Origin of the sequence: Mycobacterium pinniadriaticum (genome assembly GCF_026242045.1) — a bacterium.
Taxonomy (GTDB): domain Bacteria; phylum Actinomycetota; class Actinomycetes; order Mycobacteriales; family Mycobacteriaceae; genus Mycobacterium; species Mycobacterium pinniadriaticum.
Window position 1 is genome coordinate 38866 of record NZ_JAPJDO010000004.1, and the last position, 25240, is coordinate 64105.

Annotated in this window: 25 protein-coding genes; 6 read left to right on the forward strand and 19 right to left on the reverse strand. The window is 64.3% G+C overall.

The genetic code is table 11. The features are described from left to right. Positions 1–5 precede the first annotated feature (5 nt). Positions 6–776: a hypothetical protein gene (locus tag ORI27_RS06165; RefSeq protein ID WP_265995990.1), complete on the forward strand. Its 771-nt coding sequence runs from the start codon at positions 6–8 to the stop codon at positions 774–776. Here ORI27_RS06165 and ORI27_RS06170 read toward each other — a convergent pair. From ORI27_RS06170 to ORI27_RS06190, 5 genes are all read right to left on the reverse strand, one after another. Continuing rightward, positions 730–1374 (reverse strand): TetR/AcrR family transcriptional regulator, encoded by a 645-nt coding sequence (locus tag ORI27_RS06170; RefSeq protein WP_265995988.1) that lies wholly within the window; start codon positions 1372–1374, stop codon positions 730–732. The genes ORI27_RS06165 and ORI27_RS06170 overlap by 47 nt on opposite strands. Then, positions 1355–2179: a CbbQ/NirQ/NorQ/GpvN family protein gene (locus ORI27_RS06175; RefSeq protein ID WP_265995987.1), complete on the reverse strand. Its 825-nt coding sequence runs from the start codon at positions 2177–2179 to the stop codon at positions 1355–1357. The genes ORI27_RS06170 and ORI27_RS06175 overlap by 20 nt, the downstream gene beginning before the upstream one ends. Next, positions 2160–3854 (reverse strand): nitric oxide reductase activation protein NorD, encoded by a 1695-nt coding sequence (locus tag ORI27_RS06180; RefSeq protein WP_265995986.1) that lies wholly within the window; start codon positions 3852–3854, stop codon positions 2160–2162. The genes ORI27_RS06175 and ORI27_RS06180 overlap by 20 nt, the downstream gene beginning before the upstream one ends. Positions 3855–3882: 28 nt before the next feature. After that, positions 3883–5061 (reverse strand): spirocyclase AveC family protein, encoded by a 1179-nt coding sequence (locus ORI27_RS06185; protein ID WP_265995985.1) that lies wholly within the window; start codon positions 5059–5061, stop codon positions 3883–3885. Between the two features lie 182 nt (positions 5062–5243). Further along, positions 5244–5876, reverse strand: coding sequence for a TetR/AcrR family transcriptional regulator (locus tag ORI27_RS06190; protein WP_265995984.1), 633 nt, complete (start codon positions 5874–5876; stop codon positions 5244–5246). 71 nt (positions 5877–5947) lie between these two features. On the opposite strand from ORI27_RS06190, the gene ORI27_RS06195 reads away from it, so the two are divergent. Continuing rightward, positions 5948–6691 (forward strand): hypothetical protein, encoded by a 744-nt coding sequence (locus ORI27_RS06195; protein WP_265995983.1) that lies wholly within the window; start codon positions 5948–5950, stop codon positions 6689–6691. 43 nt (positions 6692–6734) lie between these two features. Here ORI27_RS06195 and ORI27_RS06200 read toward each other — a convergent pair whose 3' ends face one another. Beyond that, entirely contained in the window at positions 6735–7352 is a 618-nt protein-coding gene (locus ORI27_RS06200) for a TetR/AcrR family transcriptional regulator (RefSeq protein WP_265995982.1), read from the reverse strand. Between the two features lie 115 nt (positions 7353–7467). Between ORI27_RS06200 and ORI27_RS06205 the strand changes: the two genes are divergently transcribed. Beyond that, on the forward strand, positions 7468–8787 hold the full coding sequence (locus ORI27_RS06205; protein ID WP_265995981.1) for a protoporphyrinogen/coproporphyrinogen oxidase: 1320 nt from the start codon (positions 7468–7470) through the stop codon (positions 8785–8787). Here ORI27_RS06205 and ORI27_RS06210 read toward each other — a convergent pair. Genes ORI27_RS06210 through ORI27_RS06265 form a run of 12 tightly spaced genes read right to left on the reverse strand, consistent with a single transcriptional unit; the run spans position 8770 to position 21926 of the window. Further along, positions 8770–9972: an aminoglycoside phosphotransferase family protein gene (locus ORI27_RS06210; RefSeq protein WP_265995980.1), complete on the reverse strand. Its 1203-nt coding sequence runs from the start codon at positions 9970–9972 to the stop codon at positions 8770–8772. The two genes, ORI27_RS06205 and ORI27_RS06210, sit on opposite strands and share 18 nt — an antisense overlap. Positions 9973–9981: 9 nt before the next feature. Then, on the reverse strand, positions 9982–10692 hold the full coding sequence (locus ORI27_RS06215; RefSeq protein WP_265995979.1) for a hypothetical protein: 711 nt from the start codon (positions 10690–10692) through the stop codon (positions 9982–9984). Continuing rightward, the gene (locus ORI27_RS06220; RefSeq protein ID WP_265995978.1) at positions 10689–11495 is read right to left on the reverse strand and encodes an enoyl-CoA hydratase/isomerase family protein; all 807 of its coding nucleotides are present in this window, start codon (positions 11493–11495) and stop codon (positions 10689–10691) included. The genes ORI27_RS06215 and ORI27_RS06220 overlap by 4 nt, the downstream gene beginning before the upstream one ends. An 18-nt stretch (positions 11496–11513) precedes the next feature. Further along, positions 11514–12653, reverse strand: coding sequence for an acyl-CoA dehydrogenase family protein (locus ORI27_RS06225; protein ID WP_265995977.1), 1140 nt, complete (start codon positions 12651–12653; stop codon positions 11514–11516). After that, entirely contained in the window at positions 12650–13813 is a 1164-nt protein-coding gene (locus ORI27_RS06230) for an acyl-CoA dehydrogenase family protein (protein ID WP_265995976.1), read from the reverse strand. The genes ORI27_RS06225 and ORI27_RS06230 overlap by 4 nt, the downstream gene beginning before the upstream one ends. A 2-nt stretch (positions 13814–13815) precedes the next feature. Next, positions 13816–15390, reverse strand: coding sequence for an AMP-binding protein (locus ORI27_RS06235; protein ID WP_265995975.1), 1575 nt, complete (start codon positions 15388–15390; stop codon positions 13816–13818). A gap of 57 nt (positions 15391–15447) precedes the next feature. Beyond that, positions 15448–16206 carry a hypothetical protein gene (locus tag ORI27_RS06240; protein WP_265995974.1) on the reverse strand — a complete coding sequence of 253 codons (759 nt, stop codon included), beginning with the start codon at positions 16204–16206 and terminating at the stop codon, positions 15448–15450. Positions 16207–16252: 46 nt separating this feature from the next. After that, positions 16253–17008, reverse strand: coding sequence for a hypothetical protein (locus ORI27_RS06245; protein WP_265995973.1), 756 nt, complete (start codon positions 17006–17008; stop codon positions 16253–16255). A 32-nt stretch (positions 17009–17040) separates the two neighbouring features. Beyond that, positions 17041–18612, reverse strand: a complete 1572-nt coding sequence (locus ORI27_RS06250) for a phytoene desaturase family protein (protein WP_265995972.1) — start codon at positions 18610–18612, stop codon at positions 17041–17043. Continuing rightward, positions 18609–19424 carry a hypothetical protein gene (locus ORI27_RS06255; protein WP_265995971.1) on the reverse strand — a complete coding sequence of 272 codons (816 nt, stop codon included), beginning with the start codon at positions 19422–19424 and terminating at the stop codon, positions 18609–18611. Before ORI27_RS06255 ends, ORI27_RS06250 begins: the two co-directional genes overlap by 4 nt. A 22-nt stretch (positions 19425–19446) precedes the next feature. Then, on the reverse strand, positions 19447–20820 hold the full coding sequence (locus ORI27_RS06260; protein ID WP_265995970.1) for a protoporphyrinogen/coproporphyrinogen oxidase: 1374 nt from the start codon (positions 20818–20820) through the stop codon (positions 19447–19449). Next, positions 20817–21926: a spirocyclase AveC family protein gene (locus tag ORI27_RS06265; protein WP_265995969.1), complete on the reverse strand. Its 1110-nt coding sequence runs from the start codon at positions 21924–21926 to the stop codon at positions 20817–20819. The genes ORI27_RS06260 and ORI27_RS06265 overlap by 4 nt, the downstream gene beginning before the upstream one ends. Before the next feature lie 97 nt (positions 21927–22023). On the opposite strand from ORI27_RS06265, the gene ORI27_RS06270 reads away from it, so the two are divergent. Next, positions 22024–22656: a TetR/AcrR family transcriptional regulator gene (locus ORI27_RS06270; protein WP_265995968.1), complete on the forward strand. Its 633-nt coding sequence runs from the start codon at positions 22024–22026 to the stop codon at positions 22654–22656. Positions 22657–22731: 75 nt separating this feature from the next. Continuing rightward, the gene (locus tag ORI27_RS06275; RefSeq protein WP_265995967.1) at positions 22732–23769 is read left to right on the forward strand and encodes an LLM class flavin-dependent oxidoreductase; all 1038 of its coding nucleotides are present in this window, start codon (positions 22732–22734) and stop codon (positions 23767–23769) included. Between the two features lie 4 nt (positions 23770–23773). Here ORI27_RS06275 and ORI27_RS06280 read toward each other — a convergent pair whose 3' ends face one another. Continuing rightward, the gene (locus ORI27_RS06280) at positions 23774–24397 is read right to left on the reverse strand and encodes a TetR/AcrR family transcriptional regulator (protein ID WP_265995966.1); all 624 of its coding nucleotides are present in this window, start codon (positions 24395–24397) and stop codon (positions 23774–23776) included. Positions 24398–24508: 111 nt separating this feature from the next. Between ORI27_RS06280 and ORI27_RS06285 the strand changes: the two genes are divergently transcribed. Next, positions 24509–25240: a hypothetical protein gene (locus tag ORI27_RS06285; RefSeq protein ID WP_265995965.1), complete on the forward strand. Its 732-nt coding sequence runs from the start codon at positions 24509–24511 to the stop codon at positions 25238–25240.

Consider the following 25240-nt stretch of genomic DNA (forward strand, 5'->3'; position numbering starts at 1 on the left):
GAGATATGCGCACCGATGGCTTCGACCCGCGAGTCTTGAAATTCTGCACCTATACCGGATTCGCCTTCGCCTTCTTCTGGCCGTTCGCCGCGATCGTCGTCGCGAGCGGCCAGTACATCCTGCCGCCATCCGCGGCAGACCCCGCTGCCGCGGTGGTGGCCGACTACCTCGCCCACACAACGGGAATCAGGGTGGCCACGGTGATCTTCATCTTCTCGAGCATTCTGTACACCACGTGGAGCGCCAGCATCATCCAGATGGTCCGACGGAGGGAAGGCCAGTGGCCGATCCTGTTCAACGTCATGTTGATCTCGGTCGCCGCCGAGGTTGTCGTGGTGATGTTCATCGGCTTCTTCTTCGGGGCAGCCGCGTGGCGTCCCGGCGAGACGAGTCCGGACGTGACACAGGCTTTGAACGACCTGGGCTGGTTGGGTGTGTTGTTCACCGGCGCCCCGTTCGCGCTGTTCCAGATCGCCCTGGCTATCAGCATCCTGATGGACAAAAGCGCCCGGCCCGCCTACCCGCGCTGGTCGGCCTACTTCAACCTGTTCGCAAGCTTCTTCATGTGCGAAGCCAGTCTGCTGCTGTTCTTCAAGACCGGACCGTTCTCGCAGAACGGCGTCCTGGTGTTCTACGTGCCGATGATCGTCTTCTTCGTGTGGATCGTGACGTTCTCAGTCCTGACGATCCGCGCCATCAACGCCGAAGCCGCTGCCGGCGACAGTGGTGTCACTGTGTCCGAGGCCCTTCGAGTCCCCACAGCGTCATCTGCGTGAGCTGGTTGATCAGGTATTCGAAGTCGCCCAGCTGCTCATCGGTGAACAGCCAATCGCGGTGCACGGTGGCCGAGAACGCCATGCCGATGATGAGCCGCACCGCGATACCGTGATCGGCTGTCCAGCCGCGCAGTTCGGCTTCGACGGCGAAGATATCGACCAGCGAATCGATCACCGGTGTGAAGGTGGAACGCAGATCGCCCAGCCCCTCGGCCTCGTCGACGGACATCGCGGCCAGGAACGCCTGCAGCAGGGCCCGCTCACCCTCCAGCACGGTGCGCAGACTGCCGAAGAACTCGCGGATCTCCGTCTCGGAGTCGCGTGAGCCACGTGGACGGGCTGCCCAGGACTCCCGGAAATCGGCGAAGAAGCACTCGACCGGGCCGGCCACAGCCTCCTGGAAAAGCGCTGCCTTCGACGGAACATGGCGGAACAGGGTTCGTTCGGTGATGCCCGCCGCCGCCGCGATGTCCCGCGTGGTCGTTCCCCGGTACCCGCGTTGGGCGAAGATCTCGATCGCGGCCGCCAGGAGGCGCTCCCGGTTCTTGGCCGCTACCGCTCGCCGGCCGTCCGTTGTGTCAGTCAGCGTAGGAATCAATCATGGCAATGAGGCCGCGGCGCAGCTCCTGGTCGTCGGATAGCGGGCCGGCGATGGCGGCGATGGTCGCATCGCGGAAGGTGAGCCCGGCCCGCATCAGCTGACTGGCGGCGACAAGTGTTCTGGTCGAACACACTTCCCGCATTCCCGGGTGCGCCACCTTCCGGACCGCCTGGGCAAAGCGCAGCAAGTCGTCGACTCTGGCGTCGTGATGCTCGGATTCGTGCCGGACGATTTCCGCCTCGTGAGCAGGATCGGGGTATTCGAGTTCGATCGCCACCATGCGTTGACGGGTCGATGGCTTCATGTCCTTGAGGATGCTCTGATATCCGGGGTTGTAGGACACCACGAGCTGAAAACCCGGCGTGGCCTTGACCGTCTGCCCGCCGAGGCGTTCCAGGCTCAACTCCCGGCGATGGTCGGCCAGGGAGTGGATCGCCACCACCGCGTCCTGGCGTGCCTCGACGATCTCGTCGAGGTAGCAGATGCCACCTTCGCGGGCGGCGGTGGTCAGAGGCCCATCGACCCAGCGGGTTTCGCCACCGATCAACAGGAATCGGCCGAGCAGGTCTGAGGCGGTCATGTCTTCGTGGCAGGACACCGTGTGCAGCGGAATCTGCAGCGACGCCGCTATGTGCTCGACCAGACGAGTTTTACCGCACCCGGTGGGACCTTTGAGCATCACCGGCAAACCCATCTCCCAGGCCGCACGAAAAACGGTGACCTCGTTGCCGATCGGCAAGTAGTAGGGAACGTCTGCCGACTGATGATCAATGTCCACGCGCTCAAACTCCTGCACTGACATGCACACTCCTCTGTGTGTGTTGTGGACGCTGTGTCCCGCGAGCCCGTCCGAGTGCTCCGCCGAACAAATCGCGCACGTGGGGAGCCAATTCGTCCGCGTCGTGGACGACGCGGTGTTGGGCTGGGGGCCATACCGATTCGTCCGGTGTCGGGCGGACCGACAATCCGGCAATGGCGACGCCGCGCAGCGTCGCCTCCTCGATCGCGAACCGGGCATCCTCGGTGGCATATCGCCCTTCATAGCCGTGGTCGAAGACCACGCCGTCACCGATCACCACGACCAACTGGTGGTCGGTGCCGGCCCGGGTGGCCACGAGGTTCGTGGCGTGCCGGACCGCGGCCCCGAGTCGGGTGAATCCTGATGGTCCGATACTGAGCAAGCGACGCTGCGCGGCCGCGGACCACGGCTCGTCGAACGACTTGGCGTGCAGGAAGCGCACATTGCGGCGGCCTTGGGAGTAGAAGCCGTAGGTCGCGGTGCGCACTCCGAGTTGGTCGAGGGCAGAGGTCACCTCGAAGGCGAGGTTGCGCTGCGCGGCGAACACCACTTCGCCGTCCGTGGTCTCGGCAGTCGACCCGGTGGCATCGAGCAGGACCAGTACCCCTAGGCGCCGAGAGGTACGTCTTGACGCGGTGTACACCAGGGCTTCACCGCCATGTCCCGCGGCGACATTCGTCTGCAGATCGACGAGCGCGGACAGGTCGAGGTTGTCACCCATCGGCTCGGCGCGGTGGGTTTCCCAGGCCAGCCCCAGCCGGGCCATCGCCCGCATGAGGGAGCGGTTGGGCGGGGCACCGCTCGGTTCGGCGTCGTCGGCGGGGGCCGGGTCGAACTCGCCGACCAATGTCCAGTCCTCGTGATAGGCGCGGCGGTGGGTGTCCCACTCCGGGTAGGCGGCACCGACCACGAGCTCACCGGCCATCTCGATGCGCGGATGTCCGCCGCCGGGAACCAGGCGCCCCTTGGCGGAGTTACCCCGTCCGTGCCGGGCCCCGACGACGGGTACCTCGTCGCCTGCGGTGCCTTCGCTGGGCGAGCGGCTCATCCCGAGTAACTTCTGGAGGGCATCGCCGAACGGACTTCGCATGGGCGCGGAGAACAGCTCCATGATCCGGCTGCGCTCGCCGGCGGCGGTGTCGTCGTCCTCGTCTTCCGGCTCGGGCAGCTGATCGGATGCCGCAAGCTTCTTGTCACCCGAATCCCCAGCCGCCGAGGCGTTCCCGGCCGAGAGGATGCGCCCTGGTGTCAATTCGCCGAACCACGACGGCGCGGTAGGTAGTTTTTCGGTCGATCGCGCCCGCGACAGCGACTCAGTCGCCGACACCGACGGCCGGACACCGGCGCCGACGTCGCGCAGGGCCGCGTTGAACGAGCGCGGCAGCATGTGTTCCAGCGCGATGCACGATCGGAGGACTTCCAGCATCAGGTAACGCTGGGCGACCGCTGAACCACCCCAATTGAGTTTGCGCAGAACGTCTTTGCGGTAGGTGCCGGATCGTTGCAGCGAGGCCTGGCAGATCACCAGGTACCGCGCGTCGGTGGAGTCCTGGTCCAGGTGTGTGGGCACCTGGATGGTTGACCCGTCGCTGCCACCGACGGGGCCCTTCGTGAACTCCAGGGGCACCGGCTTGCCGGCTAGTGCACTCGCGAACAACGACAGCGTGAGGTTCCCCACAGCCTGGGGAGTGGGGGAGTCGCGATGATCACTGGCCCGGTCGATCGAACGGGATGACCTTCCGCTGCCACGGCGCATCGGGGGGAATCACCGCCTTTCCGTCCTGGTCAATGTAGCCCGAACTGCCGTTGACGGGATTGCTGTTGTTGTTGCGGTCCAGCGGCACAGCGGGACCGGGGCACGGCCGGTCGGTGTTCTCACCGCAGATGCCCGAGGTGAAGTACGAACGCTTCTGAATATCTTGGTTCCATTCGGTGGAGTGCATGCCGACCCAGAAGTTGGGCACGTTGTAGCCGATGAACATCGTCGCCTGGATCACGAAGATCGCCGCCAGGGCACGTACGGCCGTCTTGCGGGTCTCGCCGCCGCGTACATCCTCGATGCCACGCTCGAAGATCATCTGCCCCTTGTCATTCAGGAAGTAGCGGAAGCACGCGACCGCACAAAAGACGGCTCCGATGGTCAGGGCCTCGTGGATGGGGAACTTGTGATAGGTGTCGGCAAAGATGCCCCAGTGCCCGCCCTGGTAGGCGAAGATTCCCATCGGCAGCCACAACAGGCCTTCGAGTACGAAGTCGAAAACCATCATGAACGCATAGCAGCTTGCAATGAGGCCGAGATTGCTCAGCCTCGGAAAACGTTGGCGCACTGTGCGCATGAACCACGAGCCGATGAGCATGACGATGACGAAGATGTAGCAGTACGCGAACGGGGTGAACAGGATCGGTTCGCTGAGCATCGCGCCCGGCCTGCCGAACGAGTTCCAGCCCGGAACGGAGTTCACCCACGATCCGAAGTTCAGCATCCAGGTGTTGTAGGTGAACCAGTGGCCTCCGTACGACGACAGCGGGTCTTGGAACCACACCGTCAAGAACGAAATGACCAGGATGCCGTCGATCCCCAGCTTGCGGTCACGCAACCAGGGCCGGATGACAAACCAGTACGTCAACCCCAACGTGGCGGGTATCGAGCCCACCTGCCAGGCGATGAGAATTCCCTTCATCAACGCGGGGGGCTCCGAAGGGCCACTGGGTACCCGGACGAAGAACGGCCCGGTGACCCACTTGATCAGGACGTAGCACTCGAACAGCACCAGCAGCACGCCCAAGGCCGCGAAGATGTTGACGGGCAGGTTCCGTTTGGGCTGCGATGCGGAATCGACCGGGACAGCCGCTGCGGGTATGGGTTGGTCCAAGTGCCGAGTCATCGTTGTCCTCTCGTCCAACCGGGCTGTCGTTGTGGCGCGCACCACCTTGAGTCAATATAGCGACAGCGTGTGCTGACATCAATAGTCACGCTTGCATGATGGGTGCGTTTCGTAGCAGTTCAATGCCTGTATCAGGATATAAGAGAGAGCATGTCTTAGAAAGACCGGCGATCGTTGGGGACTCAGGAATGCCGGTGGGCGATGCCGTCGACGATCAGCCGCGCCATCTCGCGCACCATCCGGGTACGTCCGGGAGTGCGCCGGTTCGCCGGGTAGGCCCAGTCGCCCAGCAGCACGGAGCCGATGATCATGCTGGCGACTGCACCGATGGTGGCCGGCGGGTCGACGTAGACCAGTTCCCTGGTGCGCGCGATATCGACCCCGACTTCGAGAACGGAGCTGAAACCTTCCCGGAACTGCGCGCTGATCGCGACCGCCGACTGATGCAGCGCCGACTGCGGATCCGAACGCGCGGCCATCAGCTCGCGGAGTATCCGGCGGTCCTCCCAGACCAGCGTGTACAAGCCATCCACCAGGTTCTCGGCGAGTTCCTCGAGAGTGATCTCGGTGGGCATGTCCGCCCAGGACTGAGTCCACTCGTCGACGACGGCGTTGAACGGTTCGAGAATGCTGGCCTCGAACAGCTCCACCTTGGAGCCGAAGTGACGGAAGACCGTCGGTTCGGCGACCCGGGCTCGAGCACTGATCTCTTTGGTGGTCGTCGATTGGTAGCCCTGCTTGGTGAACAGGTCGTGTGCGGCCGTCAGAATCCGGGCGCGCAGCTCCCCACCGCTGTCGGCACGGGGCGCAACCACGGCTCACACCCTACTGAATGCCCAGGCCAATTCCGGTCCCGGGTATTTTTGAGTTGCTATGATTCAAAAATATGACCACCTACGACCCCGACGCGGTCCTCGCGGCGATATCCGCCAACGCCGTCGCGGTCGTAGCGATCGGTGGGCTGTCCATCCTGGCGATGTTCGTGTTCTTCGTCGAGGGCGCGCGGATGGGCAATCGCGATCGCGTCTACCCGATGGCCCTGTGGATGACGGCGCTGTGGTGGCCGCACGACGGGTCGTACCTGCTGCATTTCCGGGATTGGTTCGGTGGGCGCTATGACCACTGGTTCATGCAGTTGTTCTGGTTCGCGATCGTCGTCACGTTCCTGGCCGAGACCGTATATGCCTGGCAGACCATCAGATACGGACGTGAGGAACTGTCGCCGGGATGCACACAGGGGCAACATCGATTCCGCATCCTGGGTGCCCTGGCCGCCGGTGTGATCAGCTGGGCGCTGGTCAAGGGCGCCATCGCCGACGATCTCTATCTGCTGTCCTTCATGGCGACCCTGTTGTGGGGTGCCCCGTCGGCCAGCGCCCTCTTGGGTCGCCGTCCGGACGGTCGTGGGCAATCACTGCTCGAATGGATCTGCTACAGCGTGATGGCGGTCTGCTATTCGATCGTGTCGATCGTGTTCTTCGGGGGCGGCTTCTTCCATTCGTGGCCCTACCTGGGGATCTGCGTTGCGGCGTGCGTGTGGAGTCTCGTTGTGATCGCCGACGCACGGCGGGCGGGGGTGCCGTTCGCCTCATGGACACCGCGGCGTCCCGCAGTTGTTCTGGCGCGGTGACGCCCACGACGAGCGCCAACGCTGGGTATCGGGGCCGGCGGCCCTAGTTGGCGTTCACTCTCGGCGCCAGCTTCCCGGTGGCGTCAGACGGGCCGCTCTGCGCCAGATACTCCAGGCTGGCCAAGGCCATCCCCGTCAGGACATCGTCGAGGGCGGGCAGCTTCAACGACTGGGCCGGCCAGAATGCCGTTGAATCGATCAGTCCGTGCGTCGCATGGACCGCGCTGACGAGGAGCTCGCGGTTGTTGCCCGGGTAGCACGCGTCGAGGCAGTCCACCCACCTGTCGATGTACCGGTTGATGCGAGAACGCAGCCGGGAGCGGTACGGCTTGGGAATCGAATTGCGCTCTCGGGTCCACACGCTCATCAACTCGCGTTCTTCCAACGCCCGCTGGACGTGCCCGCGGATGAGGTGTTCGAGCTCCTCGCGCGGATTGTCGAAGTCGCCGCCGGTCGACATCAGCACGCGGTCGATCGCCTCGTCGACCAGCGTGATCAGGATCTCGTCCTTCCCGCTGAAGTAGCGGTAGATGGCGGGCCCGGACATACCGGCCCGCTCACCGATCAGGTCGACGCCGACGCCGTCGAATCCGCGTTCGTGGAACAGATGCATCGCTGCACGCAGGATCCGCTCGGAACGCTCGTTTCGGGTGGTGGCCACCCGTCAACGGTACCGCAGCGGGCAGGTCGGCAGCTGCGCTACCGCGACCGGAGCGATCCCGCCGTGCGCTATCGTATTGATAACGAACGTTAACGGAGTGGATCGGGGAGAATTCATGGCATCAGTCGTCGTTGTGGGAGCGGGTCTTTCGGGCCTGACGGCTGCCTATCGCCTCACCCAGGCCGGTGCCACGGTTGTGGTGTTGGAAGCGGGCGCCAGGCCAGGCGGGCGAGTCGAGACCCAGACCTGTGGGCGCTACCTCGTCGACACCGGACCCGATGCCCTGACCGCCGGCTATTCCAGCTATCTGCGATTGATCAGTGATATCGGCTTCCAGGACCGGCTGCACGATACATCGGCGGTGATCGGTCTGGTTCGCGATGGCCGGGTGATCGACATCGACCCCGGCCGGCTATTGCGACTGCCGTTCACTCCGGCGTTGTCGACGGTGGCGAAACTCCGGATGGCGGTCGGGTTCGTGAAGCTGCGCAAGGCCATCGCCGGTGTCGATTCCTACGATATGGGCAGCTCAGCCGACCTCGATGACCCGTCGATGACGGCGGCCGAATTCGCTCGCAGACAGTTCGGGCGCGAGGTGGCCGACTATCTGATCGATCCCTTGATGCGGTTGACAACGGGCAGCGGCGCCGACAACGCCTCCACTCTCAGCGTGCTGGGTGCGCTCGGGGCCTGGTCGGGTGCGTTGCGCACCGTCCGCGGCGGCCTGGGCTCCGTTACCGACGCACTGGCTGGCCGGCTCGACGTGCGCTACGGGGCCACCGTCACCCGCGTTGATGAGTCGGCCACCGGGGTGAGCGTCTCCTACGTCGACGGAGACGGTGGGGAGCATGACCTCACCGCTGATGGAGTGGTGATCAGTGCCATGTACGACCGGGCGAGTGATATCTGGCCGGCTTTGTCCCATGCCTCACCGGCGTTCGGCGACAAGTTGCGCAACGTCAAACTGATCAGCGTGTCGCTCGGCTACACCGCGCCGACCACGACGGCGGCCTATCCGATCCTGGTGCCGACGGTGGAGAATCGTGAGGCGCTGCTGATCTTCATGCAACACAACAAGTCTCCCGATCGAGCGCCGGTCGGGCACAGCCTGGTGACGGTGTACACCGACACCACGGTCACCGACTCATTTCTCGGTCGCAGCGACGCGCAACTCGAGGCCTGGGCCGCAGGGATCATCGAACGCCTGTGTCCGGAGCTGGCCGGACATCGCGATATGGCAGTGGTGACCCGATGGCCCGTCGCGGGATATCTGGCCGAGCCCGGGTTCTGGCAGCGCTCGAAGATCTTGCTGGGTGCACTGCCGACTGACGGCCCGGTTCGGGTAGCCGGCGACTTGTTCGGGGCTGGGTCGATGGAATCAGCCACCCGATGGGGTGACAACGCCGCAGCTGCCCTGTTACGGCAGCTCGCCTAGGGCTTCGAAGCTGTCGAGGTCGACGATCATGTTGGTCATCCGTTCCAAGTTGGCCAGCGACACGTCGTCGGGCTGCATCGCCGGCTGCATCCGGCCGGCGCCAATGGTGTAGAGCCAGAACACCAGACCGTGGAACGGTTGTTGCCGGTAGGTCAGCCAGGCGCCCGCGGCGGTCAGACGCGGCCCGCCTGCTGCGTGCAGCCGATCAATGTACAACGCGATGAGGTCGCGCTCCCATGCTCGACGATCGTCGACGGTCAGCGCCGAGCTCAGGGCGTAGGCGACGTCCATTGCCCACGATCCGCGGCTGATCAGCTGCCAATCGTAGAGCCCCATACCGCCCTCAGGCGTCAAATACCAATTGCGCGAATGGACGTCGGAGTGCAGCAGCGTGGTGGCGGCGGACCTGTGCAGGGTCAGCGAGGTCATCAGTGCCCCGAAGATCTCGTTGCGGCGCCTACGGAACTGCGTGGGGAACACCGACTCCGCCCGATCGAACCCGATGACGGTGCGCTTCGGGAACGCGATGGTGTCGTTGACGTCGGTCTGCCATTGGACGGTGTTCTTGACCGCTGCCAGATCACCGGCGAACCGCGGGCTCTCCCAGAGTGTTCCGTGCAGTGTCGCCAAAGTGGTGACGATGGACTCGGCCCGGGTGCGGTCGATGTGGTGTTTGGTCGGATCGCCGAAGACGACACCGCGAGACGTGGCCACGTCTTCCAGGAGGAACATCGAGCGGCCGGAGCGGGCGTCGACTGCCAGGTAGTAGCCATGGGGCGCGTCCACCGCCAGGCCGGGCCGGATCCGGTCGTAGAACAATGCCTCGCATTCCAGGGCTGCCGCGGGCACGGTGACGGCCCGCGAGGTGAATTTCGGCGTGGACTTGGTGAATACCGACGTCGGTAGCCCGGCGGCTTGGCCGACGTCGTTGTAGTCGATCTGAAGCACTCGCCGGGTGGTCGACCCGTCACTTCCCGAGCTGGTGGACACCCCGGTCACCCAGGCGCCGGGATGGCCTTTGCACAGCGCGGCAGTGAGCCACTCGGGCGTGAGCGCCTCCACCGCCGGCGGGATCTCGGCAAGAGACGTCGGTTTGGGGCGGCGTAGCTGCTCGTAGAGCACGTGCGCACCGATCCGGCCGACCTGGCCGGTCACTCTGAGTTTGGTGGCGATCGGTCCGGTCATGGCAGCGTCCTAGGTGAAGAGCGGGGAGAGATGGGAATCTTCCTCGTGGATTCGGCTGGCGCGCAGCATCATCGTGCTCATTGTCAGCATCCAGACGAAGAACGCGACGGCGAGCAGCCAGAAGGCGATCAGCCCGTTCCAGGCGAGCGGACCAGTGCGGGTGAATACGCAGAATGAGCCGCCGGCCACTCCGATGGCCGACCAGAAGCACACGTAGGCCGCCCACCGCGGGACGAGAGGTGCCGGCCGCCGATCTTGCAGGATCGCAACGCCGCAGAGCAGCATCTGGACGATAGCGGTGCCGACGACGCCGATGTACATCAGCCAGCCCATGTCATAGCAGAGCTGGACCAGATCGGGGCTGCGCTCGGCTCGGAAGGCCCCTGCCTGCCAGATCATCTGGGGAAAGATGAACTCCAGGATCAGGCACGCGGCGACCAGGGTCTGTGCGGTCGCCAACGGTGATGCCGCACCGACGCTTCGCCGGATCTGATGGGTCAGTGCCGCGCCGTAGCAGGCCAGCAGGGGAGCGGCCGAGGTCAGGATCAGCACCCCGATGCGAATTCGCGCCCGGTCGGCATCGAACATGTCGGTGACCTCGGTGACCGACATGTTGGGTGTCGGTGGCGGGAACCAGCCCGCCACGAGCAGGCCCAGCCAGAACAGCGGCAGGAACATCAGCCCCACCCAGATGCACAGGCGTTGATGCCTTTCGGTCACCGGTAGCGGCCCGGTACTCGGTCAGCGCGTACCGGGGGGCGTTTCTCGCCGAAAGCCTGCGTCGATTCGGCGAAGTCGGGCTGCTGTTGCAGCCACCCCTGAGTGTCGGCCTCGAACACCAGCTGGTCGACGAGTGTCGAGTCGAATGTCCGCCGGTGCGCCATCTTGACCGCCGCCACGCTGCCCGCCAGGGCCGCGATATCGCGTCCCATCGCGATCGCGATGTCCAGAGCGGCGCCGTCGTCACATACCCGGTTCACCAGCCCCCAGTCGAGCGCCTCGGGTGCGTGCAGATCCCGGGCCAGAAGTGCGAGCTCGTTGGCTCGTCCGAGCCCGACTATGCGCGGTAGTAACCAGGTCAACCCGGCATCGGGAAGGAGCCCGATTTTGGTGAAGGACAGCTGGATTCGTGCCGAAGTCGCGGCCACTCGCAAGTCGCAGGCCAGCGCGAGCGACGCACCCGCGCCGGCGGCGACACCGTTGAGCGCTGCAATGATCGGAATTTCCAGTCCAATCATTTTTTGCACCAGCGGATTCCACGTGTTGATCAACACGTCCCGCGCATTTCCGACGTCACCCGAGATATCGGCTCCCGCGCAGAATCCCCGCCCCGCGCCGGTCAGCACCACGGCGCGGATCTGCGGGTCAGCTTCCAAGCGCTCGAATGCGGCGGCCAGTCGATCGCCGGCCTCGGGGGTGACCGCGTTGAGCCGGTGCGGCCGGTTGATCGTCACGATGCCGACCGAACCGTCGCTGGTGACGAGGACGTCGGTGTCAGTGGTTTGGTCAGGAGCAACAGTCATCTGAACCTCTCCGGTGGGTTACCGCAGGCCCAATGACCCGCTGATGATCTCACGCTGAATCTCGTTGGTGCCTGCATAGATCGGCAGGACAAGTGAATGCCGTACGTGGCTCTCCATGTCGTACTCGGTGGCGTAGCCGTATCCGCCCATCATCTGCAGGCCTTCCAGCGCGATTCGTTTGGCGACCTCAGAGGTCTTCACCTTGGCCATCGACGTCATCCTGGTAGTGACCGGGTCGGGCCCGCGATCGAGCCGCTGAGCCACCTCGTAGGTCAGCAGGCGCGCACATTCCAGCTCGGTGGCCAGATCCGCGATTCGGTGGCGTAGTACCTGGAAACTGCCGATTGTCTTGCCGAACTGCCTGCGGTCCTTGACGTAGCCGATGGCGTCGTCCAGGGCGCGCTGGCCCAGGCCGAGTCCGACGGCCGCACCGAGCAGCCGTTCACCGTCGAGGCCGGCCATGATCTGCGGGAATCCGCGTCCGATCTCGCCGACGACCTGCTCATCGGCGACAAAGCAGTCGGTGAAGAAAACATCATTGACCTCGCGACCGCCCAGGGTGGAGATCCGGCGGGTCTGCACACCCTCGGAGTCGGCAGGCACTTCGAAGATCGTCAGTCCGGCGTGCGGCTTCTCATCGCGGCTCGTCCTGGCCACCAACAGGATCCGGCCCGCACGGTGCGCGTACGAGCACCAGGTCTTCTGGCCGTTGAGGACATAGCCACCGCTGACCGGGGTCGCTGAGCAGGCGATGGCGGCAACGTCGGAGCCGGCGCCGGGTTCCGAGATCGAGATCGACATGATCTCGCCGTCTGCGACGGCCGCGAGCGCTTCCCGCTTCTGGTCTTCGGATCCGAAGCGTTTGTAGCACCCGGCGACCGTGGTCGTCGGTCCCAGCGCCTTGACCGGTGCCAGGCCGCGCCACAACTCTTCGAACAGGATCGTCTGGTCGAGATAGGTGCCGCCGGATCCGTCGTACTCCTCCGGGATGGCCACGCCGAGCCATCCGAGTTCGGCGAGTTGTTTGTATAACGCGGCGGACTGGTCTTCCTCGTCGGGGTCCAGCAGCGCCTCGCGCTGTTCACGAGTAGCGCATTCGCGGGCGCAGAAGTCCCGGACGGCTGCCTGAAAGTCGAGCTGCTCGACGGACAAGCTCATGCTTGCGGGAACCTCCGGTCGGGAAACAGGCCCGCCGCGACACCATTGCGCAGTACTGCGGGGGCGCCGCCGGCCACGACGTTGGTGACGCAGTCGCGGTGGATGCGTTGGATCGGGAAATCGGTTGTCGGACCGTAGCCTCCGTGCAGCTCCATCGCCTTCAGCGTGATCTGCGGGCCGACCGTGGCGCCGAAGAGCTTCGCCTGCGTCACTTCGGCGAGCTTCGGGAAGCGCCCTTCGATCGCCGATGCGGCGGCGCGGTAGGCGAGCAACCGCAGCGCTTCGATCTGGACCCACATATCGGCGAGGTTGTGATAGACCGACTGAAAATCGAGGATCGGCTTGCCGAATGCCTCCCGCCGTTGCGTGTAGGCAGCTGCCTCGTCGTATGCGGCCTGGCTGAACCCCAACCAGAAGCCGCAGTTGTGCAGGCGTTCAAGGTTGAACGCGGTCATCAGGCGGGCGAACTGCCCAGGTCCGACGATCACATTCTCGGCGGGGACCCGGACGTCGGTGAGCACCATATCGCCGTGGTGAATGCCGCGGTCGCCGATGAACACCGGTCCGCGGCGGACCTCCACACCCGGCATCGATGCCTCGACCACGACCGCGCCGATCCCCTTGGCCCCTGGCAGGTCGTCGAATCGGACGAAGGTCGCATTCAGGTCGTTGACATTGGATCCAGTCAGGAAGCTCTTGTGGCCGTTGAGAATAAAGGCGTCACCGTCGCGCACCGCCGTCGTGGTCAGATGCGTCAACGCAGAGCCGGCCTCGGGCTCGGTCAGGGCGATATTGCAGGCGCGCCTGCCTGCGACGATATCGTGCAGGTACTTCTCTTTCACTGTCTCGTCGCCGAGCAGGAACATCGACGGTCCGGGGCCGCTGGTGCAGAAGACCGGCTCCGGCGGAAGCCAGGACTTGGCGTGGCGGAACAATGCTTCGACGACGATGAGGTACTCGACGGCACCGCCGCCCTGGCCGCCGTACTCGGTGGGCATCGCGATCCCGAACAGGCCCTCGGCGCCGACCCGTTCGAAGATCTCGCGGTAGGGAGCCTCATCGGATTCGTCCCATCCGCGGGCTTCCTCGGCGAACGACTGGCCCAGCTTCTCGGCCCGAGCCTGAAGGTCCTGTTGTTGCGGTGTCAAACCGAAGTCCATGGCTAGCGCCGCTCCTGTTTCGTGACGGTCAGGCTCAGCGCCTCGAAGTCAATGGTGTTACCGCCCAACCCGACATCTCGCAGCTTGTGCTTGAGCACCCTGCCGACCCCGTTACGGGGCAGGGCGTCGATGAACTCGATGTAGCGCGGGATCGCGAAGTAGGGCAACGAGGTCTTGAAGAACGCGAACAGCTCGGCGGGATCGATCGGTGAGCTGGCAACGATGACAGCCTTGAGATCGTCTTCGCCCAGCTCCGACGGCACCGCGTGCACCGCGGATTCCGTGATCGACGGATGGTGGTCGATTGCCTGCTCGACCTCGAAACTCGAGATGTTCTCACCGCGCCTGCGCAGGCAGTCCTTCATCCGGTCGACGAAGGCTAAGGCGCCGCTGGGCAGGCGGCGGCCGAAATCGCCAGTGTGGTACCACAATCCGCGGAATGCCTGCACGGTGGCCTCGGGCTGCTCGAAGTAGCCGTCGAACATGGCGTGCGGCCGTAGCGGCCGGATGCAGATCTCGCCGGCGGCCTCACCCTCGAGAACGTTTCCCTCGTCATCGAGGAGGGCGACCTCCAGATCGGGCGCTGCGATCCCGCAGCCTCCTGCGTCGCGCCGATCCGACGACAGCGGCGTCAGGGTGGTCGGCATGCACTCGGTCTGCCCGAAGACATCGACCCACGGATCGACGCCGAACCTCTCGCGGAAGATGGCCTGGGATTCCAGGGACAGTGGGGCGCACATGATCCGGCGAACCTGATGGTCGCGATCGTCGGCTGACGGCTCGGTGGCGAGGATCGCCGCTCCCATCGCGCCGACGGCGATCATCACTGTCGCGCCGACCTCCTTGGCGCGGGGGAAGTAACCCCTCGCGCTGAAGGTGCCCTGCAAGTAGGCGGGTATGCCGAACAGGAGTGGCAGGGTAACGGTGACCAACCGTGCGCCGGCATGGAACAGCGGGAGCCCGGCGAGCAGCACATCATCGGAGGTGATCTCGAGGGCGTCACCGATCAGCTGGGCGCTCCGGAAGTAGTACCCGTGGCTCGCCACGCATCCCTTCGGCAAGCCGGTGGTGCCGGAGGTGTAGAGGATCGACATGGTGTCGCTCGGGGTGAGTGCGACGGCCGGCGCCGCCTCGGTGCACTCACGGATCGAGGCGTAGGGCACCTCGTCGCCGATTGCGTCATCGAGGATGACGACCGTTTGCAGCTCGGGTAGCTGGTCGCGGACCGGGGCGAGCGCGTCACGTCCCGACGCATCGGTGACCAATACCCGGGATCGCGACTGTCGCAGCTGGTGCAGGAGGAAGTCACCTTTGAGGTATGCGTTCAGGGGCACCTGCGCGGCACCGGTTTTCGCCACGCCGTAGAACAGCTCGAGCAGTTCGGTCCGGTTGGGGGAAAGCGTTGCGACACGCTCGCCGGGACCGATGCCGAGCGCGGCCAGGCCGGCGGCCACCTGGTCGGAGCGCGCATCCATCTGGGCGTAGGTGTACACCGTGTCGTCCATGGCGCAGCAGACGTTGTCGGGGGTGGCAGCGGCCCGGGCCCGGAGCAGGTCTGGAATTACGTGACTGGTCATCTCAAAAATAACTATAGCGTCGGTCGGAGGGTTGCGAAAGAGTGTGCTGAACAATCGTTAACGGCCGTTCGGCTGTAGGGCGTACGTGCCGTCCGCAGTGGTGTCACCCGTCAATGTTGCACGTTCTCGCAGCACGGCAGCTCGGATTACAAAGGTATTGATCAGGAAGAACAGCCCGAACATCACCGCGGGTATCCACAGGCCCAGCACACCGTTCCACGCGAACGGCCCGCCGTGGAAGAAGAAGAGCATCTGGTCGGGGATCGTGATCAGCGCGATCCAGCCCATCGCATAGCCCGACCAGCGGGGAAACACCGGATTCGGGCTCTTGTCGCAGAGTGACGCGACCATGATCGAGAGCGGCATGGCCAGATAGATGGACACGCCCCCGATGAACTGCAGCCAGGCTGTGTCGTTTACCAGGTAGAGCAGGTCGGCGCTGCGGTCCGGTCGGTAAGCGGCGGTGAGCCACCACATGGGTGGGTAGAAACTCAACACCATGTTGCCGGCCCCACCCAGCAGGAACGTGTACGTCAGTACGCCGGCGCCGCCTTCGATTCGGGCGATCATCTGTGCGATCACCGCGACGAACGGGAACAGCATCAGCGCACTGAACATCACGATGATCATTCCGACGCGGATCCGCATCGTGTCCTCGGCGAAGAGGCGGGCGACCTGTTCAGGCCCGGCCGACGGTGCTATCGGGGGGAGGAGGCCGGCAACAATGCCCCAACCGCCGAAGATCAACAGCGTGTAGATGACACCGCACCAGGCGCCGAACAACTGAATGCGGGATTTCGCGATCGTGCCCATCATGACTGACCTCCTGTGTCACACAGCGACGAACGTTCGATCGATGTCATTACCCGACAACAGCTCTGGCACCAGTTGGCTCGTAGGAAACGGTGCCGGAATCGGCCTTGGACTGTTCGCGCTCATCGTCACCGATCGCGCGCAGGAGGAGAACGATCATCACGACGAACCAGCAGAAATACACACTCAGCGGTACCCACCAGGCGAATACCCCGTTCCACGCCAGTGGCCCGGTCTTGAAGAACGGGATCACCGCGGCGGGCACCCAGATCAGCGATACCCAGATGTTGAAGTAACCCGCCCAGCGGGGAAACACCGGGTTGGCCCTCTTGTCGAGCAGGATGGCCAACCCGAGCGCGGCCACCTGGACGCAGGCCGAGGAGATGATGCCCAGGAACATCAGCCAGGACATGTCGTTGAGCATCTGGACGATGTAGGGCGGCCATTCGTGCAACCGGTAGAGCGCGGTCTGCCAGATGGCGAAGGGCAGCAGGAACTCGACGCACAACAGGCCGCCGGAGACCAACTGGGTCTCGGCCAGCACCGAGCGAACCCCTTCCATCCGGCGGATCTGCGCGGCTATCACGGCGCAGAACGGCACCAGCAGCGCGCACATGAACACACTGATGACCAGGCCGAGCCGGATCAGGTTGGTGTTCTGGCTGAACTGCGCCACCAGTTCCTCTCCGGACATCGTCGGCCTTGGCGGCGGGATGAACCGGCACAGGAAGGTGAAGGCGGCGGCCCAGGTGAAGATCATCACCGGCCCGCACCAGACACAGATCTTCTGGGCGGTGATGTTCATGTTGCGCATGGTGGTGGTCCTCTCGGGAAGATCTATGATTCGTCGGCGATCGCGGTCTGCGCGGCGAGCCGGCCACACCACCCGTTCACGGTGCCGCCGGGGTGGGATCCGGCGCCGGCCAGGTACAGGCCGGGGACCGGGGTGGCGTACCCGCCGAGCTCGCGGGCGGGGCGGTTGGTGCCCAGCCGCAGCGGTGTCATGTCGACATGGAAGTAGCAGCCCTTGGGTGTGCTGAATCGGTCCTCGAAGTCCTTGGGGGTGTGCACGACTCGCCCGATCTCGGCATCGAGACCCGACAGGAATCGTTCCGCGGATTTCACGATGGTCTGGGTGTAGAGGTCCTTGTTGGCATCCCAGCCGCCGATGGGATCGGCAGGGACATTGGAATGCAGATACAGGACGTCTTGGCCAGCCGGGGCGATCGTCGGGTCGCTGGCCGAGAGCACGGCCATGTAGACCGGCGGCGTCTCGACGATCTCACCGCGTTTGGTGGTCAACAGGTGTGAGTAGTGCTCTTCGAGGGTGCCGGTCATCAGAGTGGTGCGCCGGACGTCGAATCCGTCGCGCCGTTTGGCCGCGGCCTTGGGATAGTCGATCCGACCACCGATGGCGAAGTCGATCTTGAATGCCGCGACGTTGACGCCGTTGGCCGGGATCATGGCCACTTTGTTGGTGAGTCGTTGATCCAGGGTGCCTTCCGGGAGCAACGTGGACAGCGTGACCTGTGGTGCGCAGCTGGCCAGTACGCCATGGCGGGCGCGCAGCTCGGTACCGTCGGCCAGCCGGACGCCGGCTGCCCGGCCGCCGGACACCGTGATCTGCTGTACGCCTGCGCCGAGCCGGATCTCGCCGCCGTGCGCGGCGATCTTGCCGGCGAAGGCGTTCATCAATCCGGTCATCCCACCCTGGGGACGGAGGACGCCCTGCTTGCGGTGGGTGGCGTGGTATCCCATCAGATACACACCGGTGCCCTCCAGGTCGGCGGGCCCGAGCATCGACGTCCAGTACGCCCACAGGCCGCGCATGGCGTCGCTTTCGAACGTCTCGGAGATCATCTCGAAGACGGACAGGACGAGCATCTTCGACAGCAGGGCACGCGATTTGCGGTCGGGCAGGAGCCGGACGGCCAGTTTGGCCAGATCAGCCTTGGTCAACGTCGGATGGCGGACGACCAGCTTCTCGACCAGGTCCATGATCAGGTCGAGCGTGGGACGGATTTCGGCGTAGGTCTTGGCGTCCTTGGGGCTGAAGTACCGGATATCGGACAACGCCCGGTCGAAATCCCGGAACAGCAGCAGCGTGTCGCCATCTTCGTTGATCCACCCGTACGGGGCATCCAGCGGGATCGGTTGGTAACCGAACTTTTTCAGGCCCAGCTCCTCGGTCAACGGTGTCTGAGCCATCAGCATGTCGTCCATCGCGCCCACCGACAGCAGGTGGTTGGGAGCTTCCGGCACCCAGGCACGGCTGGCGGAGAGTCCGCCGAGGAACGGCAGCTGGTCGACCACCACGACCGAGCGTCCGGACTCGCCAAGCGTGCACGCCGCTGACAGGCCGTTGTGCCCCGCGCCGACGACGATGTAGTCGAAGGTGTTGTTGGTCATCGTGATTTCACCATTTCGTCAGCTGTTGCGGTGTGTTCGGCTGGGGGGATCAGACGCAGCTGTCCGGTCCCGATCCGGATCAGGACGTCGATGCCGATCGCCCCGAGAACGAGGCTCACGGCCGCGGCGATCATCCGCACCGCGGAGGGGGCGTCGGTGTTGGTGACCGCGAAGTACGGCATCGCCAGCACCCAGGACGACATGTAGGTCACGAACGGGACGAGGACCACCAGCAGCTGGCGGGCGCCGGTGAAGAACCAGTCCAACCGGGTCAGTACGACGGCTCCGAACAGCGAACCGAGACTGTTGATCACCAACCAGCTGATCGGGAAACCGGCGATCATGAAGGGCTGGTTTCCGTAGTAGACGTACAGCCCCGAGCCCAGCATCGGGATTTCGAGCAGCACGTTCAGCACGCCGAAGACGCCGATCCCGGTCCACATCGTTCGGCGGGTCGCCCCGGCGCGGAAGGCCTTGGCCATCAGATACGACAGCCCGCCGAAGAACACGACGTAGGCCAGGATCACCCAAACGGGCACGCCCCGGCCGAACGCCGTATAGCCGATCCAGCCGTCCAGCGGGAAGTAACAGTGCCCGAGCACGTCTACGGTCGCCTCGTTGAACGAGCAGACCAATCCTCCAATCAGGGTCAGCGCGAAGATGGGCCGCCCGGTGAGGTACCACTCGCGCGCGGCTGCGGCGACAAAGACGGCGACCACGATCGTGAGAATGACGGTGATCACGGTTTGGGCCGTTGCCGGTGTGGTCATCTCCCACGGTGGTTCAGCAAGGGCCACAAGCGTTCTCGTCATTGAATTTCCTCTCCGGTGAACGTCATGGCAGGGTGGCGGGTCGTCGGTTGGCGAACCGCGCCTTCAGGCGTGCGGCGGCCTCCTGCCCGCTGACCAGGGCTCCGTTGAGGCCGGGGATCCGGTCGAGATCGCTGGCGAACTGCACGCGGGCCTGGCGATCGACCTTCTTGCGGAAATCGGCGATGAGCTTGAACCGGCCCTTGTCGAGCACCGGGACCGACTCCGGCCAGCGCATCAGCGCGTATTCCTCGAGCGTGCCGGGAAGCCCGCCGTAGTAGTAGGCGACGCGCTCGAGGGCATGGTCGAGCAGGTACTCGTCGTCCTTGTCGTCGGTGCGGTCGAGGTATGCCGGGGACAACAGCACGGAGATCAGTCCCTTGCCCGCGGGGGCGCGTCCGGGCGCCTTGTTGTGGTCGGCGATCACCGCGATCGTGTCCGGGTCGTCGTAGGGGGAGACCATCGAGAAGGTGCCGGGATCGTCGGGCCGCGCCGAGAAGCCCAGCGAGACATTGCCGAGGCGGTGGTAGCGCGCGGTCTCGTAGAGTCGGCGGTGGTTGTCGTCCATCTGCGGGTACATCGACACCGCCGGTGGCGCGGTGGTCGCGATGACGACGGTGTCAAATGTCTCGGTGCGCTCGCCATCCGAGGACGGCGAAGAGTACGTCACGTCGACGGCACTGCCGGTGTCGGTCACATTGGTCACGGTGTGCTCGAGCCGGGTATCGACCAGGGTTGCGAGCTTGACGGGCAATCCGGCGACCCCTGAGGTGAGGTTGAACACCGACTTGACCAGCATGTTGCGCACCGTCCAATGCAACAGCGCCACCGAGGTGTCGTGATCCTCGTGCACCCAGGTGCCACTGACCAGTGGTGCTGATATATAGCGTGCGAGTTCGGTGTTGAGTACCCGCTGGCTGTAGTCCAGTACCGTCTCGGTATCGATTTCCGCGAGGCCGTCGTAGGTGTCGTAGCCCAGCGACGCCCGGTGCTTGAAGACGTCGGCGAACAGCCGCAGGGCCCTGATCTTGGCCGGCCACGAGATCACCTGGGTCGAGATGCTCGACCTGATGGGCTTGGCCAGGTCGAGGTAGTGCTGCTTACCTTGCCGCGGCATGCCGAACATGACCGGCGTCTCGACGAACTCGTCGGTGAGCTCCACCTCGTGGATCATCGCGACGGCTTCGCGGTAGGTGCCGAGATAGACCGCGGTGCCCAGGTCCATCACGAAGTCGCCCTTGCGGACGGTCCAGATTCGGCCGCCCACGCGGTCGCGGGATTCGAACACGGTGACCGCGAAGCCGGCTTTGTGCAGTTCGTACGCGGCGGCCATACCGGCCATGCCGCCGCCGATCACGGCGGCGGTGCTGTGGGGGAGCGGACCGGGATCCGAGGTCATGGGTGCCTCTCTGGTAGTAGTTCGGGCCGGTCGGGTGCCGACTCGCGGGAAATGGGTTTGCTGGGATCAGGACAGTTGAAAGCCGTTGTCGGGCCGCATACTCCGCCGTTGCGCCATTCCCGCTCGATGAACGGGCGCGGCATCGGTCCGGAATGCAGGGCATAGAACGAGTACGGAATGTTGAAGGCGATCAGGATGGCCAGCTGGCAGTAGCCGGCGATGGCGCAGAACCGCGCGAAGGTCTTGACGCCTTCGCGCTTGAAATGAAGTTTGTCGATACCGCGCTCGGGCCATGACCGGCCCTTGTCGTCGCGGAAGAAATGCATGCAGCTGAGGATGATGAAAGTTCCCGGCCAGCTGAGCATCTCGTAGAGCGGCCACTGATGGTCGGTGCCCGCGAACAGCGTCAGCGAGGGGATCGTCGACGAGTAGCTGATCAGCCCGGTCCTGGTCATGATCAGCTCGACAACGATGTCACCGATGACCATGACACCGAACGTCTGCGCGATCAATCGGAACACGCTGCGAGATGGGTCTTTCCGGCGCTGGTAGCTCATGTACCGGGATCCGGCGTAGCCGGACATCGCGCACATCCACAAGTACGCGGTGAAGTACACCATCGGCACCGGGATCAGCGCAGCGTTGCCTGAGCTCCAGCCCGGGATGTGCGGCAGCCAGCTGCCGAAGTTGACGAATGTGGTCGCGTACTGGAATTGGTAGGTGATCCAGTTGATCCAGGGCTCCTGGAAGAACATCAGCCAGCCGGCGAGGAAGAACAGGCCGTCGAAGCTGAAACGTCCGGTTTTCAGTTTCGGCCCGATGACGAAGTGCCAGAGGATCCAGCCGGTGATGATGATCCCGAAGACCACCTCGACGCCACGGACCAAGATCACGTACCAGGTGGGTTCCTGGCCCCTACCGAGGGAATTGGGTGTGAAGTCCCCACTGACGACCCACATCGTCCAGCAGTAGGCGATCAACGCCAGCCATGCGGCGCCGTGCCCGATCCAGATTCGAGACCACATCCGCTGGGTCTGCGCGGGGTCCACAGCGAGCTGTTCAACCGGACCCGTCGGCAGCGTCGTTAACGGACGTTTATCCGGCATGTGATGACGATAACACCGCTATCTGTTCAAAAACAGATGTTCCTCTGTTTAGAGACAGATATCTGTTCACGAACAGATATCGTGTAGTATCCTCGTCGTGGTCAGCACCGTGAAGCGGCAACCCAAGACCAACAGGGAACGGGTCGAGGAGTCCACCGTGGCGCTGCTGGCATCGGCAATCGAGCTGTTCGCGCGCCAAGGCTACGAACGCACGACGGCCGCCGAGATCGGTACGAACGCCGGCTTCAGCCGCAACATGGTCCGCGATCGTTACGGGTCCAAAGATGCCCTGCTGCAGACGGTTTTCGAGGAGTTCGCCCGCCAGCTGTTGCCCGCGGTGCGCGGCGAACGCATCGGCACCGGCCTTGACCATGTTCTGGGGCAGGTCGACGATCTGCTCAATGCCGTCGAGCGCGAGCCGGAAACCATGCGCGCGATGATCGTGCTGACCTTTGAAACACCTGGCCCGTTGCAGACCTTCGCCGGCTGGTTCGACCGGTTGATCGCCGACTACGAATCAGAACTGGCCGCACACCTGGCCGCGGGCCAGGTTGATGGTTCTGTTCGGGACGACCTCGATCCGGCGCGTGAGGCAGAGGTGTTCGTGTCGTATGCGATCGGACTCTGCTTCCGGTCGGCCTTGCGGCGCGACGCCTATGACTTCCCAGGGGAGATCCGGTCCTTCCGAAACCGGATCGCGATGCAGTACGGCACCGCGCGGCGCAGCTGAAGGCCCTCACCAGAATTGCAAACGCTCGTTTACACCAGCTGGTAGCCTCCCGTTACCGATTCTCTGGGGGTGCCAATGTCGCAGTTGAACAGTCGCGTCGGGGTCTCCCTGCCGATGCTCAATCAGCCCTACGACCGTTACCCCGAACTCGCCGCGCTCGCCGACGACGCCGGCTTCGACTCGCTGTGGGACTACGAGTTCTTCCGCAATCCCTTCATCACCCATGCGCTCAATGCCAAGGCGACCTCCCGTATCCAACTCGCAACGGGCATCGCGACGGCCTCCAGTCGTACGCCGTTCGAGATGGCCAACGCCGCGGCCGATATCGACGAAATTTCCGGTGGACGAACCATCCTCGGCATGAGCACAGGGGGAGCCGGCTGGACCGATGTCTACAACGGCGCTGATATCAGCCACCCGCTGCCCCGGATGAGGGAGTACATCGACGCGGTACGCAAAGTGTGGCGGCACTTCGAGACCGGCGAGCCGATCGAGCACGACGGGCGCTTCCTTTCGTTGGCGCAGCCGCCTTTCAACCCGTGGGGTGGGCGCACACTGGTGCGACCGCGGATCCCGATCTATCTCGGGTCACTCAAGCCCGCGATGTTGCAGATGGCCGGTGAAGTGGCCGACGGGGTACTCGGGTACCTCAACACGCCACGCTTCGTCACCGAACACGTACGTCCCAACATCGCTGCCGGAGCCCTCAAGGCCGGTCGAAATCCCGCCGACATCGATATCGCATCACTGATTCTGTGCAGCGTGTCCGAGGACCGGGAACAGGCGCGGCGGATCGCGCGGATCAACGTCGGGAACTACGTGGCATTCCCGGTGAGTTCCACGGTGATCGAATTCATGGGGCTACAGGATGATCGCGACGCTGTGGTCCACGCCCTGTTCACCGAGGGGCCCGCAGCTCTGGAAATGGCCACATCGGACGCGTTGCTGGACACATTCGCGATCAGTGGAACACCCGACGAAGCTCGTGAGCAGTTCGCCCGATTCGACGGGCTCCTCGAACACGTCGTCCTGCACACGCCGTACGTGCCGCCGATCACCGGCGCCGAAAGCGATGCCGCCTTCCGCAATATGGTCGCGGCCTTCGCTCGCTGACCATTCAGCTGGCGGCCGCCGCGCGCAACGACGCGAGGGTAGTGGCCGGAACACCGGTCTCGATCATGGCAAACGCCGATTCGGCGAGTTCGCCGACATCGTTTCCGGACTCGATCGTCGCGTGCAGGACTGCCCGCAGCGCGGAGACCATCGCCGAAGCCAGCACCTGAACACGCATGTGCGTCTCGGCATCGTCGGGCAGCCCGGTGGCGAAATACCCCTTGAGAATCTCCTCGAACTCGTAGGCGATCTCCAGATAGCGCCTACGTGGAGCGGGTTCGGTGAACCACAGCCGCATGCAGGTGACGCGCAGATCGGTGTCGAAGGTATCGAAAAACACCCTCAGTTGTGTGATGACCGCGATGCGGGCGACCGCCCACCGGTCGGCAGTGGCACTTGCGCCATGTAAGGCATCACGCAGGCCGGCGACCACCTCGCGTGCCCCGGGGAACAGGACGTCGTCCTTGGTGCCGAAGTACCTGTTGAACGTGCTGCGCGAACACATCGACGCGTCGGCGATTTCCTCGACACCGACTGTGTCATAACTCCGTTCGACGAACAGCTTGATAGCGCTGCGCACAATCGTCGCGCGCAACGCTGCCTTCTTGCGTTCCCTCAAGTCCGCCATCACCACGCAGTATAGAGCAGGGTCCTAATTGACCCATCAAATTTATTGACGCAGCGTCTCAAATAATCTAGCGTCGCAGCGAACGCTCGCCGGAGAGGAAAGTGGCTATCGATGAACGCGCGTAGTCAACGCATCTGCGCCTGGGCCGGTCCGGCCTGTGCGGTGACCTGGGTGGTGGGATTCTTCCTCCTGGCAGGCTTCATCCCACCGCCGTCGCCGAGCCTCGACGCCACCGCCATCGCCCAGATGTTCAACGACCACGGCAACCGGATCCGGGCCGGACTGATCGTCGTCGGGTTCGGGGGCGCGATCTATTGCCCGTGGGCCGCGGCAATCAGTGTGCAGCTCAAGCGGATCGAAGGCCGGTTCTCGCCGATGGCCTACACCCAGCTCGGCATGGGGTCGGTGTTCGTGCTGATCTTCATCGTGCCGGTGATGATGTGGCAGGCGGCGGCGTTCCGCCCGATGGAGAACATCGAGATCACCCACCGTTTCAACGATATGGCGTGGATGTTGTTCATCGGGCCGGTCTGCACCATCTTCGTCCAGGGGATGGCGATCACGATCGCCGTACTGTCCGACAAATCGGCCAAGCCAGTACTGCCCCGGTGGCTCGGCTGGTTCAACCTGTGGGCGCAGATCATCTACCTACCCGGAATTCTGATCCCGTTCTTCAAGTCCGGCCCGCTGGCCTGGAATGGCATGCTCGCCTTCTGGATTCCGGTGGTGGTCTTCACCATTTGGCTGTTTCTGATTTCGGCGATGTTGTTGCGTGCGATCAAAGAACAGGAACGTGAACACGAAGCGGGCCCGGCCACCTCCGTCGTCAGCTCGGCGTTGTAG

Bases quoted from the DNA above. Each gene is read 5' to 3' on its own strand.
- ORI27_RS06235 (WP_265995975.1), bottom strand. From the start codon at position 15,390: ATGACCAGTCACGTAATTCCAGACCTGCTCCGGGCCCGGGCCGCTGCC.
- ORI27_RS06225 (WP_265995977.1), bottom strand. From the start codon at position 12,653: ATGAGCTTGTCCGTCGAGCAGCTCGACTTTCAGGCAGCCGTCCGGGAC.
- ORI27_RS06205 (WP_265995981.1), top strand. From the start codon at position 7,468: ATGGCATCAGTCGTCGTTGTGGGAGCGGGTCTTTCGGGCCTGACGGCT.
- ORI27_RS06280 (WP_265995966.1), bottom strand. From the start codon at position 24,397: ATGGCGGACTTGAGGGAACGCAAGAAGGCAGCGTTGCGCGCGACGATT.
- ORI27_RS06245 (WP_265995973.1), bottom strand. From the start codon at position 17,008: ATGAACATCACCGCCCAGAAGATCTGTGTCTGGTGCGGGCCGGTGATG.
- ORI27_RS06230 (WP_265995976.1), bottom strand. From the start codon at position 13,813: ATGGACTTCGGTTTGACACCGCAACAACAGGACCTTCAGGCTCGGGCC.
- ORI27_RS06195 (WP_265995983.1), top strand. From the start codon at position 5,948: ATGACCACCTACGACCCCGACGCGGTCCTCGCGGCGATATCCGCCAAC.
- ORI27_RS06220 (WP_265995978.1), bottom strand. From the start codon at position 11,495: ATGACTGTTGCTCCTGACCAAACCACTGACACCGACGTCCTCGTCACC.
- ORI27_RS06275 (WP_265995967.1), top strand. From the start codon at position 22,732: ATGTCGCAGTTGAACAGTCGCGTCGGGGTCTCCCTGCCGATGCTCAAT.
- ORI27_RS06165 (WP_265995990.1), top strand. From the start codon at position 6: ATGCGCACCGATGGCTTCGACCCGCGAGTCTTGAAATTCTGCACCTAT.
- ORI27_RS06265 (WP_265995969.1), bottom strand. From the start codon at position 21,926: ATGCCGGATAAACGTCCGTTAACGACGCTGCCGACGGGTCCGGTTGAA.
- ORI27_RS06250 (WP_265995972.1), bottom strand. From the start codon at position 18,612: ATGACCAACAACACCTTCGACTACATCGTCGTCGGCGCGGGGCACAAC.
- ORI27_RS06185 (WP_265995985.1), bottom strand. From the start codon at position 5,061: ATGACTCGGCACTTGGACCAACCCATACCCGCAGCGGCTGTCCCGGTC.
- ORI27_RS06175 (WP_265995987.1), bottom strand. From the start codon at position 2,179: ATGTCAGTGCAGGAGTTTGAGCGCGTGGACATTGATCATCAGTCGGCA.
- ORI27_RS06240 (WP_265995974.1), bottom strand. From the start codon at position 16,206: ATGATGGGCACGATCGCGAAATCCCGCATTCAGTTGTTCGGCGCCTGG.
- ORI27_RS06260 (WP_265995970.1), bottom strand. From the start codon at position 20,820: ATGACCTCGGATCCCGGTCCGCTCCCCCACAGCACCGCCGCCGTGATC.
- ORI27_RS06255 (WP_265995971.1), bottom strand. From the start codon at position 19,424: ATGACGAGAACGCTTGTGGCCCTTGCTGAACCACCGTGGGAGATGACC.
- ORI27_RS06210 (WP_265995980.1), bottom strand. From the start codon at position 9,972: ATGACCGGACCGATCGCCACCAAACTCAGAGTGACCGGCCAGGTCGGC.
- ORI27_RS06285 (WP_265995965.1), top strand. From the start codon at position 24,509: ATGAACGCGCGTAGTCAACGCATCTGCGCCTGGGCCGGTCCGGCCTGT.